The organism is Campylobacter sp. RM16189 (genome assembly GCF_012978815.1).
Classification (GTDB): Bacteria; Campylobacterota; Campylobacteria; order Campylobacterales; family Campylobacteraceae; genus Campylobacter_A.
In genome coordinates, this window is sequence record NZ_LIWR01000004.1 from 74,732 (window position 1) to 89,730 (window position 14,999).

Sequence of the window (14,999 nt, forward strand, 5' to 3'; positions counted from 1 at the left end):
TCACACCACCTCTTTAATCATATTCAGCCATTTTTCATATATATTATCCACGCTAAACTCATCAAGTCTAGTTCTGGCATTTTTGCAAATCTCATCTCTTTTTGCGCCATCTTGAATTAGATTTAAAACCATCTCACTCATTATCTTATCATCGTTTATTTCGCATAAAAACCCGTCAAATCCATGCGTTATAAGCTCTTTTGCACCGCTTGTCTTAGTAGCAACCCTTGCACAATCATAGCCAATTGCCTCTATTAGCGTATTTCCAAGCCCTTCAACAATAGAGGTTGAGATTAAAATTTTAGCCCTTTTATAAAGTTTCTCAACATCTGCCACATTGCCTAAAAACTCGACTTGCGCTCCAAGCTGTTTAGATAGCATTTGCAGTTTTTCCCTCTGTTCGCCATCTCCAGCAACTATAAATTTATAGCCATAATTCTTTAAATTTGCAGCCACTCTTACAAACATCGCACAGTTCTTTAGCATATTTAAACGCCCGACAAAAATCACTAAATTTTCTTTTAAGCCGCTTAGTTCATCATCATTGTTACTAAAACCAGGATTATATATAACTTCTACATTTTTACAAAATTTAGAATAATATCCTTTATCCTCTTTTGTCAGTACACTAAGCGCATCTGCAAAAGGATAAAAGATATATTTTAAAGCTTTAATAATCGGTTTTTTCGGGGCATTAAAGCTGGTATGTTCGCTGATTATAACAGGAGTTTTTAAACCCGCACTACTCATTAAAACCAAAATATTAGTACTATCCAAAAAGGATATAACAGCATCAAATTTATCATCTTTTAGCATCTTTCTTAAAGAGGCAAATTTGCTAAAACGCTTCTTTAAATTTCGTAAAAATCCAAGATCGCCAACACCTTGATTTAAATTTACAAGTTTTACTCTGCTATCAATCTCGTAAAATGGCTCGTCGCTATCAAATTTAGCTAGCACCACCTCGTTAGTCTCACTAAATTTAGAAGCGATTATAGAGCACACCCTCTCAGCTCCACCACATCTTAGAGTCGAGATTACAAACAAGATTTTCATATCCCAAACCTCTCTTTTATCTTGACTCTAAGCTTAGACAGACTTTGTAAAAACGGGCTTGGAAGAGGACTAAGCAACAAAAATATAAAAGCCTCTTTATTAAATTTGATTCTTAAACTCTTAAATAAACACTCATACATAAGTGCATATTTGCCAGCTATCTTGGCGTAATATGCGGCATTTTTATATTGAAGCGCTAAAAATTCAGGCGCCATCACGCTTGCTATTTCGTGGCATAAATTTGCTGTTTTTAAATAGGCATTAGCAACTTTGCTAGCATATTTGGCTGCATTTGCCGTAGCGCTGTCCGAGCGAGCTATCCTATATATGTAAAGCGGTTTTTTATGATAATAAACTAAATCTTCAAAAAACCTAATATATAGCTCGTTTTCTCCCCCAAAACTCTTCTCGTCCAATCGAAAATTCTCTATAAATTTACGAGAAAAAAGCTTAAAATACTCTCCGCTTATCCTGCCGCAATGATAGTCTATCTTACTCATCTCGCAGCTTTTTTCATATGGATTTCTACCTGAAATTTTCCCGCTTATTTTTTCATTTATCTCACAAACGCAATCTGCAAAAACAGCACTATATCCTTGTTTTATAAAGTCAAAGCACTCGCTAATAGCGGTTAAATAGAGCTCATCATCATCATCAATCAGGCAGATAAACTCACCACTACAAATATCAAAGCCGTTATTCTTATTTCCATTTGGACCCTTTTCGTGGGTTTCGTTCACCACATATTTCACTCTAGGATCTTTTAAATTTTGACAAAACTCACTAGTGCCATCACTGCTCTTATCATCGGTTATTATGATCTCTAAATTTTTATAAGTTTGATTAAGAGCTGAATTTAAAGCCTTTTTTAATAGATCAATACGGTTAAACGTTGGAATTATGACACTTATTAAAGGCTCTTTTATATTCACGTCTTGTCCTTAAAAATTCTCTCATAACCTTTAAATTTAGCCTCGTATCTAGTTGCTAAGATATATTTAAACGATTTAAATAAGGCTTTTAAATTTATCTTGGCATACCCGCGTTCATCGCGCTCTGCATTGATATTTGAATCGCTTAGATCAATAGGATGAGCAAAAATATCGCTAAAATACATATTAAGCTTATTTGATGTCAATAGATAACTCCATAAATCGGCTGTACAGACCGCTCTTTCGTGCGTTTCAAGCAAGGCTTTAGCACTATCTCTTGTCACTATATAAGCAGCTGCCCTATAAATACTCACAAATGAGTGCTTTGAAACCATGTAAAAATTATCTTCTATCTTCTTTCCAAAGGTCGAAAATCTGCCTGCAAGTCCATCTTGACAGCCACAAATCAAAATTGAGTTTTTATCTATTTTATCCGCTAGTTCAAATGCGTTTTTTATACCCTCATCATCCCCTATAACATCATCTTCAAATATTAGTGCGAATTTAGCACCACTATTTAAAAACTCCTCATAAGCACTCATATGAGAGAGACTACAACCAATCTCGCCGGGACTTAAAAGCCTATTATAAGCCTTAAAACTCCTAAGCGCGTATCCAAAATACTCCTTGGCACTCATAACCCTGCCGTCAATCGCATCGATAATATTAAATTTATCATAACTTGCAAAGCGATTTTTAAGAGTCTCTCGTCTAGCATCGTCCTTTTTAAGAGAGATTAAAAATAGGCTATTTTCCTGCATTCAAAAGCCTTTTAAATTTAAAAATAATCTTATTTATAACAATTTTTTGTTCAAACCTATTAAATATCAAAAACAAGTTAACAACGTATCCAAAAATCAAAAATATAACAGAATACAGAATAAATTGTGTCCAATTTTTAATATCAATAAAGCTGCTAAATATAAAAATAATGAGAGATAAAACTACGAAAATAGCTAAATTTTTAAGATATACCCCATAAAATGTAGTAAGTTTTAGCTTTAAATTTAAAGCAGCATTTATAAGGTCAAAAAATAGTATACGGATACTATAAAAAACAGCTCCTATAATAGCCACTCCATATACTCCGTAATCGCTAAATTTTAAAATGAAAATTTGAGCGATTATAGTACTAACCCCTAAAATAGTGTTTGCAATAGCCGGCCTACGAAGCTTATTGGTCGCACTATCAAGGTTAAAAAGTGCAAATGCATAGCTTATGAAGACAATCGGAACAAGCGTTATCATAGAAAGATTATATATTAAACTTATCTCGTCAATACTCTTAAACGGTAGCCAAAGGGTGTAAAATTCTCGCCCAAATACTACGAAAATAGCTGCAGGAACGCTCATTAAAAATGCTATCACTCGCATTGAAAATTTAGTCTCGTTAATCAAAGCTAAAAGATTGCCTTTTGAATAAAGCTCTACAAATTTAGGCGCAAAAACCCCGCTAAGCTGAGCCACAAAACTCTCTAAAATAATAGGAGCCGCCTTTGATACGGCAAGAAGTCCGGTTACATTGGCATTTATAAAGATATTACATATAAACAGATCCATTCCAGTCATCAACACGCGATTTAAAGCATTAAAACTATTCCAAATGCCAGATTTTAAAAGCTCTTTTATCTTCTTAAAATCAAATTTAGACATATCAAATTTTAGCTCCGGCGTGATACGAGCCGATATAAATATAGTGCTTAAAAAGACAAAAATAGAGGTCACAAGTGCCGAAATAGCGATATATGAGATCATCGGCTTAAAAAAATAGAAGAAAAAAACTATCAAAATAGCCAAAATTGCACTTGAAATTGCATTTCTAATAGATAGCAGATAAAGTTTATTTTTAACAAATGCAGATACAGTAATAACCCCGTTAAATAGTCCTACGCAGAAATTTATAAAGTAAAAAACAAAGGTTAATTTAACATCATTCTCTAAATTTTCAGGCACGTTTAAAACACTACTTAAATTTATAATAAAAATCGCCGAAAGCAGCACTACTAAGATAGAAAAAAATATATTTACGCTTAAAACAGACGAGTAGTAGATATTGGCCTTGGCAATATCGCCTCTATGCCACTCGTAAGCGACAAAGCGACCACTAACCGAATTTATAGCCACAGTAACAACAGAAGCGTATGAAACTACAGCGTTAGAAAGAGCGACAAAGCCATAAGCCTCGTTGCCAAGGCTCTTTAAGATATAGGGGGTTAAAAAGAAATTTATCCCCAAGGATATTATAAAAACTACAATTGAGCTAATCAGATTGATAAGCACTATAGTCTCGCATCGGCGTCCGGATAGATATTTTTGATATCGTAAACTAGGACGTTTTTAAATTTTAGCCCCTTAAATTTATCATGTGCAACAGCGATAATCACGCAGTTATAATCATTTTCGTCATAATTTTTTAACGGAGTTATGCCATACTCCCTCTTTACTTCCGCCTCATCCACCCAAGGATCGTATACATCAACTGTGCAGCCAAAATCCTTAAGCTCATCTATCACATCTATAACACGAGAATTTCTAATGTCAGGGCAATTTTCTTTAAAGGTAAGCCCTAAAACAAGCACCTTTGCACTGCTTATGGTTACGCCTTTTTTGATCATCAGTTTTATAACTTGAGATGCCGCGTATTTTCCCATATTATCATTTATCCTACGACCAGCTAAAATCATTTCCGGATGAAAGCCAAGCTCTTGAGCCTTATGTGTAAGATAATATGGATCTACGCCTATACAATGGCCTCCAACAAGCCCTGGGCGGAAATTTAAAAAATTCCACTTAGTGCCGGCAGCCTCTAAAACAGCCGATGTATCTATGTTCATGCGCTCAAATATCATCGCAAGCTCGTTTATGAAGGCGATATTGATATCGCGCTGAGTATTTTCTATGACTTTGGCTGCTTCCGCCACCTTTATACTTGGCGCCTTATGAGTGCCTGCCGTAATTATTGAGCGGTAAACCTCATCCACTTTGTCTGCGATTTGCGGAGTGGAGCCGGAGGTAATCTTTTTTATTTTTGTTACAGTGTGCTCTTTGTCTCCCGGATTTATACGTTCAGGTGAATATCCGCAGTAAAAATCTTGATTAAATTTCATTTTGCTTATTCTTTCAAGTATTGGCACGCAAATCTCTTCTGTAACTCCTGGATAAACGGTGCTTTCATATACTACTATGTCACCCTTTTTCAAAACCTTTGCGACACTTTCACTTGCTTTTATTACAGGGGTTAGATCCGGTCTTTTATTTTTATCTATCGGAGTTGGAACTGTAACGATAAAGAAACTGCAATCCTTGATATCCTCTAAATTTGTACTAAATTTCATTGAATTTTTTATCGCTTCACTCATCTGCTCGCTATTTAACTCAAGAGTGCGATCAAATCCTCTTTTAAGCTCTTCTATACGAGTATTATTTACGTCAAATCCCACCACTTCATACTTCTTGCTAAAAGCAGCCGCCAAAGGCAGCCCCACATAACCAAGTCCGATAACAGCTATTTTCATATATTTCCTTTATTTTAAACTCTAACGCCTATTTGAAAATAGGTAAATCCAAGCTCTTTTAAAATTTTTGAATTGTATTGATTGCGACCGTCAAAAATAAACGGGTTTTTAAGCCTTTTCTTCATCTCGTCAAAGTCAGGCGACCTAAACTCACTCCACTCAGTCACAAGAATCAAAGCATCGGCATCATCTAAAGCATCATACTTGCTTTTTGCATATTTTATTTTAGAATGTGTTAGATATTTTTTGGCCTCATTTACCGCCTTTGGATCGTAAGCCACAATATTTGCACCTGCATTTTCAAGTAAATTTATAAGAGTTAGCGAGCTAGCCTCTCTCATATCATCTGTATTTGGCTTAAAGGCAAGCCCCCAAATGGCAATCTTTTTATCTTTTAAATTTCCGTTAAAATACTTAAAAATTTTATCGAAAAGAACTCGCTTTTGAGCCTTGTTTCTCTCCTCAACCGCATTTAAAAGCTTAGGCTCGAAATCATTTTGCTTAGCAGTATAGATTAAAGCCTCGACATCTTTAGGAAAACAACTTCCTCCGTATCCGCATCCTGCATAGATGAAGCTATATCCTATCCTAGAGTCGCTTCCTATGCCTTTGCGCACCAAATTTACGTCCGCTCCGACTCTTTCGCATATATTTGCTATCTCGTTTATAAAGCTTATTTTGGTTGCTAGCATAGCATTTGCGGCATATTTGGTCATCTCGGCAGACTTTACGTCCATATGGATAAATCTATCGTGATTTTTCATAAAAGGAGCGTAAATTTCACGCATAACCTCTTCCGCCCAACCTCCATTTGAGCCCACTACCACACGATCGGGCTTTAAAAAATCCTCAATCGCAGCACCCTCTTTTAAAAACTCAGGATTGCTCACAACCTCAAATTTTATATCCAAATTTCTTTTTTTTAGCTCTTGGGCTATGATATTTTGCACCTTTTCACCTGTACCTACAGGAACAGTTGATTTATCCACTACGATTAATGGCTTATTCATATTTTCGCCTATACTTTTTGCAACCTGCAAAACATATTTTAAATCAGCCTGCCCGTTAGCTCCCATAGGCGTGCCAACAGCTATAAATATCACATTTGCATGATCTAAAGCCTCTTTTATATCGGTGCTAAATTTAAGAGTTTCGTTAACAAAGCACTCGGCGACCATCTCGGTAAGCCCCGGCTCATATATAGGCACTATTCCTTGCCTGAGGTCATTTATCTTATTTTCATCCACATCTACACAAATTACACTATTTCCCATTTTGGCAAGACACGCACCACTTACAAGACCCACGTATCCGGTGCCTATAACAGCTATTTTCAAAAATATTCCTTGAAGTTTTATTAAGCTTAGATTATACCTTTTTTAGGTTTATTAAATTTTAAATTTAGTTGAATAAATTCAATTCAAAAGATGTGAGACTAAAAGCTTTTACGCTCTTTTCTCCCACTCAAGAGCCGTTTTGATTATAAATTCCAAGCTATCTCTCTTGGGAGTCCAGCCGGTTAGCTTTCTAAGCTTATTTGCATTTGATATTAACACTGCAGGATCACCCTCTCTCCTGGATGAATTTATAACTTTAAAATCTACTCCGCTCACTCTCTTTGTGGCCTCTATAACGCTTTTTACACTAAACCCGTATCCATATCCGACATTAAAAATCTCGCTACTATTGCTATCTATATATTTAAGTACGGCAAGATGAGCGTCTGCAAGATCATTTACATGTATATAATCTCTCACGCAAGTGCCATCTTTTGTAGCATAATCGTTTCCAAAAATTTTCATATTTTCAAGCTTTCCAAGAGCTGTTTGCGTAGCTACTTTAATTAGATGAGTTGCGTTTGGATAATTTTGACCTATAAGGCCCTCTTCATCGGCTCCGGCTACATTAAAATAGCGCAAAATAGCAAATTTAAAGCTACTATTTGAAGATGCATAATCTTTTATGATCTGTTCGCTCATTAACTTAGAGTGCCCATATGGATTGATAGGATTTGTAGGGCTTAATTCGCTAACTTCAGGAGTGTCGGCCTCTCCGTAAACGGCAGCCGTAGAGCTAAAAATAAATTTATTCACGCCAAATTTTTTACAATAGGTCAAAATTCTAGCCACGTTTGCAGTGTTATTTAGATAGTATTTTAAAGGCTCTCTAGTGCTTTCAAGAACCTCTATAAAAGCCGCTAAATGAATAACGGCTTCAAATTTTCCATTATAAAAAATTTTAGTTAAATCATCCTCTAAATTTATATTTATAAACTCAAATTCACCCATGCTTTTAATGGCATGTATGGCGGCTATCGAGCCCTTTGAAAGATTGTCTATTACGGTTATTTTATGCCCACCCTCTTTAAGAAATGATTTTAGAACGTGAGAGCCTATATATCCGGCTCCTCCAGTAATTAAGATATTCATTTAAAAACCTTATTATAAAATTTAGTAATTTTATCAAAATTCTATTAATAAAGGCCAATAAAACATTTGGCACATTTAATTGCATTTAATATTTATTAATTAATATTATACTAATTTATACATAATCAAAAAACATTATATTAAAGACTACTTTAATATATTTTTACTCAATTGTTATTAATTAAATATTTATTATATAGTTACTTTTTAACGAAAAATTTAAATTTTATTCAACTTTTTCGTTAAAAATTGATTTAAGTCAATTAATCTCTCATTTAAATGTAATATTATTACGAAATATTAATCTATCTATAAGGAGGTTTTTTGAAAGTCATAGAAAAAGCTAAAAAGCAACCCTATTTCTTGGCTACATTAATCCTTGTGATTAGCATAGGTGTTGTTTTGGGGCATGGACTTTATACCTTCGTATATGCAAAAGGTTTTTCATATATGAGTGATGATCCATCAGCTTGTAAAAACTGCCATGTTATGAATCAGGTGTTTGAAAGCTGGGAAAGAGGTGGGCATCAACACGTTGCAACATGTAATGATTGTCATGTTCCTCATGATTTCATAGGCAAGTGGATGATGAAAGCTGAGAGTGGTTTTGGTCACAGCTATGCTTTTACTGCTAAAGACAACCCTGTGCCTTTTAGCGCTAATGCAAAGAGCAAAAAGGTAATTCAAAACAACTGTATAGAGTGCCACGGAGAATATGCTGCGACTTCGGTTAATGCCAAAGCTCACGGTGGAGATCCAAATATACAAAACGAATCTTTAAGTTGTGTCTCTTGTCATAGGCAAGTCGGTCACGCTCATAACTATTAAAATCAAGGAGTTACAATGAAAAATAAACTATTGTTTAGTATAATTTTTATTCTAGCTGTTATCGGCGGTGCAGGAATGTTCGCACTATTTAGCGATATCAGTGAGAAAAAGGCGCAAGAGAGGCACTACCCTCTAATGCTTAACAAGGTTAGTGACCTAAACCCTGATATCAGAGAGTGGGGCAAAAATTTCCCGACTCAATATGATGATTCAGTAGCGATGAAAGATATCTTTTTTGAGACACCTTTTGCCGGCTCGGTACCTTACAGCAAGCTCATGAGATGGCCTGCCGCTACCGTTTTTTGGCAAGGATATGCATTTGCGGTAGATTATAACAGACCTAGACTTCATTTTTATTCTCAAATCGATCAAATCGAAACTATGAGAAATAATAAAGAGTATCTAAACGCTCACGGCCTTCCTGCATTTAATGGACAACCTGGTTTTTGTGTAAACTGCCATACAGGTCACCTAACAGCCATAATAAACGATCCTAGCTATACAGTATTACGCACAGATCCGACAGAATCAAGCAAGCAAGATATGCCTTTCTTTGATATTGACAAAGAGAATGGAAAAGCAAGAAAAGAGGCTTGGGCTAAGATGAATGCTATTCCATATTTTGATGTAATGAAAATGGTCGAGCAAAAACACGGCAAAGATGCCTACGGCGGCTCTCACTTAGGATCAAGCTGTGCAGACTGTCACCATCCTGATGATATGAGCTTAAGAGTTACAAGGCCAGGATTTGTAAATGCTATGGTTAAGCGCGGATACGAAGCTGATCTAAAACAAGGTATAAAGGCTACAAGAGCTGAGATGAGAAACTATGTATGTATGCAATGCCACGTAGAATACTATCCTGGAAAACAAGCCACTCTAGTATTCCCATGGTCAAAATGGCCTAAGGATGAGCCATTTAAAATAGAGATGTTTGATCAGCACTTCGACGAGATGCATGATAAAGGCCTATTCTTAGCGGATTATAAGCATAAACAAACCGATGCTAAAATGATAAAGATGCAGCACCCTGAGGCTGAGCTTCACACTACAAGTATTCACGCCAGAAGCGGAGTAACTTGCGTGGATTGCCATATGCCTTATAAGAGAGTGGGCGCAACTAAGGTTACAAACCATATAGTTCAAACTCCTTTTGCAGATATAACAGCAAGTTGTAAAACATGCCACATGCAAAGCGAAGGTGAGCTAAAAGAGAGAATTTCATTTATCCAAAATCGCCATGCTCACGAGCTTAGAAAATGCGAAAATGACCTACTATCTTTAATCGAAGATTTAAAAACAGCAAGAGTTGAACTGGCTAAACATAGTGATTTTTCAGGACTTGCACCTGATGAGCAGAAAAAATCTATAAGCGAAGCCTTAAAAGAGCCTCTATGGATGCACAGAAAAGCGCATATTAGATGGGATTTTGCGTTTAGTGAGAATAGCTACGGATTCCACGGTCCACAAGAGTCTGCTAGAATCATAGGACAATGCCAATCAATCGCAAGAGAAGGGCAACTACACCTAGCCAATACTCTATCTAAATACGGTATAACAATAGCTCTAACACAAACAGCTACCATACCTGAGCCACCTGCAAAAATTGAATTGCACCATGGTCTAGTCGGAACTCCTCCGTCAGACAGACTAAAGAAACTTGACGAAGACGTTAAAAATCTAAACTTTAAATAAACCATACCCCCGTCCGATCACTCGGGCGGAGGCTATTTTAATAAATTTTCCACTTACAAACTATCTTGAATATCTAAAAGTTTGAGAGAGAAGGAAATTTTATATAGTATTCTTTGTAATTAAAGTCTAAAGGCTGTAAATAGCCTATACGAATATTAAAAGTTATATAAGAATCGTAACTTACGTCCTCATACCTAACAACGGCTTTTATGCCATTAGAATCGCTACCAAGAGAATCAAACCACATTTGTCCATATCTATCATCAAACAAAAGTAGCATTATTGATTCTTTTTTAGTGTTATTGTTTCTTGTAGCACGCAATGCTGCTACAAAAAATTTTCCACAATTGCTATTATCTATAGTCTTCAAAAGATACACCTTATCAAGATTTTCCGACTTGGTTTTATCTTTTACATAGTTCATAAAAGTAGGTTTTTTCTCTATTGAATCGCTATCTATTTTTTCAACAATCCCTTTTTTAGTAAGCTCAGCAAGAAAATTAGAAATTGTTCTACTTTTACTTTCATGAAGCAGATCATAATTAGGCTTTAGTTCAAACTCTTTCATGACACTTATCATCCTAATATTCTTCATTCAGCTTAAAATTTATTTTAAATTCATTAAAAATACCAATAGGCTTAGTTGCAAATCTAACAATAAAGCCGCCAAACTGATGGTTTTCTTCTTTGTATTTTACATTTATAACTGCCATGTTGTCTTTTATAGACTCAAGCCAAACTCTACCATATTCGCCACTTACGACCATATAGACATAATTAATTTTATCAGTATCGTTAGAATCTAATATGCAACATATAGTAGCGACTTCTAATTTCACAAAACCACTACCATCAAAAGAAAACAATTTGTATTCTTTAATCTCTTCGCCCTCTGAAACTAACTGCATATATCCACTATCTACAAGCCACTTAAACAACTCATAATTATTTCTAGTTAAACTATTATCTAGCTGTAATTTAAAGTATTTTTTCACTCTTACTTCCTTGTTAAATTTAGTAATCTCTATAAAAATGATTTCTATAACAAATTGTAAATGGATTTTATACTAAATAAACTTATAAAAAACTTTTCTATAGAAATGAAATGCTAAATTTACCGGAAATAACAACAGAAGAAGAGAATAATAAATTTTTAGATACTGTCGCTTCAAACGTAAAGAAAATTAGGCAGGATAGAAGCTTAAGTCAGCTCGAAACCGCTCTTAGTATAGGGCAAGCATCAAGCGGATTTTACGCCAATATGGAAAACAACGCTCACGGCAAACACTTTAATCTGCTACATCTATTTAAACTATCCAAACTATTTAAATGTGATATTTGCGATTTTTTTAAGGATACCGAAATAAAAAATAAATAAAAATTTGACACCAACCCATATTTACAAATCTACTTTAATTCAACCGTAATTTATAAAACCTGAAAATAAGCATAAGTCACAACTCTTGAATTTAAGTCTTAAAAATTATAAAATTTAATACAAATTAATCCTTTCTAACTCTTACAAAAACAGGAAATCTAGGAAGTCCGTTTGCGGTTAAATTTTGAAATTTGTATGTTATCACTTCGCCGATTTTTGGTGGATTTATTCGCTCCTCATCGCTAAAGCCTGAGCCTATCTTAAAGCGCTTTTTATCGCTTGTTTCGCAGGTAACAGAGCCAAGCTTGCCTTTAAATTTGCCACTGCCTTCATTAAGTGAAACGACCTCGCACTCTGCGTCCTTAAATTTTTTATATTTCATATCGTTTTTACTTCTGCCGTGATAATAGGCTAAATTTGGCTTACGAACTACCACGCCTTCGCCGCCAAGTGCAATTATCTCATCTAGAATTTCTTCAAGATGGGCATTATCTCTTAATTTTATCTGGTTGATTATCTTTATTTTTTCGCCACTAAGTTCACTTTTTGATAGAAAATTTTGAAGTTTTTCAATGCGTTTAAGCAGTCCTTTTTCGCTACTTGGAGCGTCAAAAACGTAAAATTTTATCTCTTGCCAAGCCTTTTCATCTGGATTTTTATCCATCACTATAGACTGGATTTTTTCAAACTCACCTCGCTTCGTATAAAGCTCACCGTCAAGCGCAAAAGGCGGAAAATTCAAAGTAAAATTTTTAGGAGCATTTATCTTTTTGCCGCTTCTTGAAAGTAAATTTTCTCCGTCCCAATAAGCTCTAATGCCGTCAAGCTTTTCGCTTACTAGATATCCACTTACATCTCTTTGATCAAATTCACTAAGTTTTAAAAGCTCAAATTTTGTTTTTTTATCTGCTTGCTCGCTCGCCAAAGAAGGCAAAACAAAAGCAGCAAAAAACAGCAAAATAAGAGTAAAAATTCTCAAATTTTAACTCCGTAAAACTCGCAATACCACTCTATAAATTTCGCCACACCCTCATTTACGCTTGTGCTTGGCTTGTAGTCAAAGTCATCTATAAGCCCGCTTACATCGGCATATGTAGCAGGCACGTCGCCTGCTTGTATCGGCATGAAATTTTTCTTTATCTCGCGCCCGATTTTTATCTCGATAGCCTTTATATAATCCATGAGCTCGACTGGATTATTATTGCCGATATTGTAAATTTTATAAGGCGCTTTTGATGTTGCAGGATCCGGGTTTAAGCCGCTCCAAGAAGCATTTGGCGAGGCTGGGTTATCCACGCATTTGATTATGCCTTTTACGATGTCATCGATATAGGTAAAATCGCGCTTCATCTTGCCGTGATTAAAGACGTTGATAGCCTCGTTTTTAAGCGCAGCATCAACAAACAAAAATAGCGCCATATCAGGTCGCCCCCAAGATCCATAAACGGTAAAAAACCTAAGCCCGGTTGTCGGCAAACCAAAAAGATGACTATAAGTGTGAGCCATCATTTCGTTACTCTTTTTACTCGCTGCATATAGACTGATAGGGTGTTCGGTGCTGTGCTGAGTGCTAAAAGGCATCTTTTCATTTAGTCCATAAACCGAGCTTGAACTAGCATAAACGAAATTTTTTAGCTCAAATTTACGCGCACACTCAAGCAAATTTACAAAGCCCGCGATATTACTAGATACGTATGCATGAGGATTTATTAAGGAGTACCTAACCCCCGCTTGGGCCGCTAAATTTACCACGCAGTCAAATTTAAACTCACTAAAGAGCCTTTGTAAAATTTCAAGATTTTCCAAATCCGCCTTTATAAAGCGTAAATTCGGATATTTCTCAGATACTATGACCTCATTTTCTCTAATACTCTCTTTTTTAAATCCCGCAACCTCAAGACGTGCATATTTTAAATTTACATCGTAGTAATCGTTAATATTATCAAACCCGACTACTTCATCTCCACGCTTTGCAAGCGCAAGAGAGAGATGAAATCCAATGAATCCGGCCGTTCCAGTTACTAAAATTTTCATCATTATTCCTTTTAATTCATACCGATTTTGTTAAAATTTGGCAAATTAATTTCACTCATCATCGAGGTTAATTTCCGGCAATCTCTCCTCAAATTTAGGCTGATTTTTAACCTTTAAATTAATCTCGTTAGCCTTTTTTACCATACCGCCAAGTCCGCTTTTAGTCAAATGATCTTCAAGCTCATCAATGCCTATGCGTTCTGACTCATTATCATCCTCTTCATCTTCATCAAATTCTCTAGCTACTATCTCGTAATCAAGCTCACCCTTTAGCCTTGCAAGTTCCATTTCTATGGCTTCACAAAATACTGGCGTATAACCCATTTGTGAGCATTTTTGAATCAAAAATTCACTCATGTCAGCTAAAAAGCTAGCATAATCGTCTTTTGTTAAATTTCCACGCAAAAGCTCATATTTTAAAAACAGCCAATATGTATTTAAAGTATCAGACTCGCAATATTCATTGATCTTGGCTATCTCACCCGCAAAAAACAGCTGCATAACCTGATCGCCATGAATATCATACTTGCCAGGCAAATTTAGACTCGCGCAAAGAGTATCAAGCTTTAGCCCGCTAACGGCACGAAAATCACTGATATGATCAAGCAAATCCAGATGAAAGCGACCATCATATCTGCTTCTATAATTTTCCCATTTATTTTTATTAAGCTCTTTGTTATCGCTTTCAAAATAGGCAGGGCAGCTTAGATTATAACGCATGGACCGCGTCATAATCATAGGCAGATCAAAACCGCGTCCATTAAAACTAATTAATCGCGGATTATACTCATTGATGAAATTTATAAATTTGGCCAAAATTTCCTGCTCATTTTCACCTTTCATTGTACTAACGCGTAAAAATCTGCCAAATTCATCTGCCATCACTGCAGATATTGCGACTACTTTATGAAACATCACTGGTAAAAACTCGCTTCCACTAGCCTCTTTTTGATCCCAAAATGCAGATTTACAAACATCCAAATCACTGCCTCTATATCCGTAAACTCTCCTTAAAAGCGCGGTATCAGGAACAGTTTCACAATCAAATACACAAATATAACTTTTAGACACTTCAAACCTTTTTTAGCCAAATATTTGTAAAATGATACCAAAAATAGTGAAATTAAGCGAA

The 14,999-nt window shown here is 35.5% G+C and carries 15 protein-coding genes; 3 read left to right on the forward strand and 12 right to left on the reverse strand.

All coding sequences use genetic code 11. The features are described from left to right. The 7 genes from CDOM16189_RS03700 to galE form a co-directional block, all read right to left on the reverse strand. Positions 1–1,056, reverse strand: a complete 1,056-nt coding sequence (locus CDOM16189_RS03700) for a glycosyltransferase (RefSeq protein ID WP_169972987.1) — start codon at positions 1,054–1,056, stop codon at positions 1–3. Continuing rightward, on the reverse strand, positions 1,053–1,988 hold the full coding sequence (locus CDOM16189_RS03705; protein WP_349304324.1) for a glycosyltransferase family 2 protein: 936 nt from the start codon (positions 1,986–1,988) through the stop codon (positions 1,053–1,055). Before CDOM16189_RS03705 ends, CDOM16189_RS03700 begins: the two co-directional genes overlap by 4 nt. Continuing rightward, positions 1,985–2,749: a glycosyltransferase family 25 protein gene (locus CDOM16189_RS03710; RefSeq protein ID WP_169972985.1), complete on the reverse strand. Its 765-nt coding sequence runs from the start codon at positions 2,747–2,749 to the stop codon at positions 1,985–1,987. The genes CDOM16189_RS03705 and CDOM16189_RS03710 overlap by 4 nt, the downstream gene beginning before the upstream one ends. Then, a complete protein-coding gene (locus CDOM16189_RS03715; RefSeq protein ID WP_169972983.1) occupies positions 2,736–4,268 on the reverse strand; it encodes an MATE family efflux transporter in 1,533 nt (510 codons plus the stop codon). The genes CDOM16189_RS03710 and CDOM16189_RS03715 overlap by 14 nt, the downstream gene beginning before the upstream one ends. Then, positions 4,268–5,503 (reverse strand): Vi polysaccharide biosynthesis UDP-N-acetylglucosamine C-6 dehydrogenase TviB, encoded by a 1,236-nt coding sequence (gene tviB / locus CDOM16189_RS03720; RefSeq protein ID WP_169972981.1) that lies wholly within the window; start codon positions 5,501–5,503, stop codon positions 4,268–4,270. The genes CDOM16189_RS03715 and tviB overlap by 1 nt, the downstream gene beginning before the upstream one ends. A 14-nt stretch (positions 5,504–5,517) precedes the next feature. Further along, the gene (locus CDOM16189_RS03725) at positions 5,518–6,840 is read right to left on the reverse strand and encodes a UDP-glucose dehydrogenase family protein (protein ID WP_169972979.1); all 1,323 of its coding nucleotides are present in this window, start codon (positions 6,838–6,840) and stop codon (positions 5,518–5,520) included. A 108-nt stretch (positions 6,841–6,948) separates the two neighbouring features. Further along, complete coding sequence (galE, locus tag CDOM16189_RS03730) at positions 6,949–7,932, reverse strand: UDP-glucose 4-epimerase GalE (RefSeq protein WP_169972977.1); 984 nt, start codon at positions 7,930–7,932, stop codon at positions 6,949–6,951. A gap of 324 nt (positions 7,933–8,256) precedes the next feature. Here galE and nrfH point away from each other — a divergent pair, with 324 nt between their 5' ends. Together nrfH and CDOM16189_RS03740 are read left to right on the forward strand one after the other, a co-directional pair. Continuing rightward, positions 8,257–8,760 (forward strand): cytochrome c nitrite reductase small subunit, encoded by a 504-nt coding sequence (gene nrfH, locus CDOM16189_RS03735; RefSeq protein ID WP_249321525.1) that lies wholly within the window; start codon positions 8,257–8,259, stop codon positions 8,758–8,760. A gap of 15 nt (positions 8,761–8,775) precedes the next feature. Then, the gene (locus CDOM16189_RS03740) at positions 8,776–10,455 is read left to right on the forward strand and encodes an ammonia-forming cytochrome c nitrite reductase subunit c552 (RefSeq protein ID WP_169972975.1); all 1,680 of its coding nucleotides are present in this window, start codon (positions 8,776–8,778) and stop codon (positions 10,453–10,455) included. Positions 10,456–10,528: 73 nt separating this feature from the next. Here the strand turns inward: CDOM16189_RS03740 and CDOM16189_RS03745 are convergent, their stop codons facing one another. Continuing rightward, the gene (locus tag CDOM16189_RS03745; protein WP_169972973.1) at positions 10,529–11,023 is read right to left on the reverse strand and encodes a hypothetical protein; all 495 of its coding nucleotides are present in this window, start codon (positions 11,021–11,023) and stop codon (positions 10,529–10,531) included. A gap of 13 nt (positions 11,024–11,036) precedes the next feature. Next, a complete protein-coding gene (locus CDOM16189_RS03750; RefSeq protein WP_169972971.1) occupies positions 11,037–11,450 on the reverse strand; it encodes a hypothetical protein in 414 nt (137 codons plus the stop codon). 110 nt (positions 11,451–11,560) lie between these two features. Between CDOM16189_RS03750 and CDOM16189_RS03755 the strand changes: the two genes are divergently transcribed. Beyond that, positions 11,561–11,833 carry an XRE family transcriptional regulator gene (locus CDOM16189_RS03755; RefSeq protein WP_169972969.1) on the forward strand — a complete coding sequence of 91 codons (273 nt, stop codon included), beginning with the start codon at positions 11,561–11,563 and terminating at the stop codon, positions 11,831–11,833. Positions 11,834–11,957: 124 nt separating this feature from the next. Here CDOM16189_RS03755 and CDOM16189_RS03760 read toward each other — a convergent pair whose 3' ends face one another. The 3 genes from CDOM16189_RS03760 to CDOM16189_RS03770 are packed head-to-tail and all read right to left on the reverse strand — an operon-like array spanning position 11,958 to position 14,938. Next, on the reverse strand, positions 11,958–12,812 hold the full coding sequence (locus tag CDOM16189_RS03760; protein WP_169972967.1) for a DNA ligase: 855 nt from the start codon (positions 12,810–12,812) through the stop codon (positions 11,958–11,960). Next, a complete protein-coding gene (locus tag CDOM16189_RS03765) occupies positions 12,809–13,867 on the reverse strand; it encodes an NAD-dependent epimerase (protein ID WP_169972965.1) in 1,059 nt (352 codons plus the stop codon). The genes CDOM16189_RS03760 and CDOM16189_RS03765 overlap by 4 nt, the downstream gene beginning before the upstream one ends. Before the next feature lie 51 nt (positions 13,868–13,918). Further along, positions 13,919–14,938 carry a 3'-5' exonuclease gene (locus tag CDOM16189_RS03770; RefSeq protein ID WP_169972963.1) on the reverse strand — a complete coding sequence of 340 codons (1,020 nt, stop codon included), beginning with the start codon at positions 14,936–14,938 and terminating at the stop codon, positions 13,919–13,921. Between the last annotated feature and the right edge of the window lie 61 nt (positions 14,939–14,999).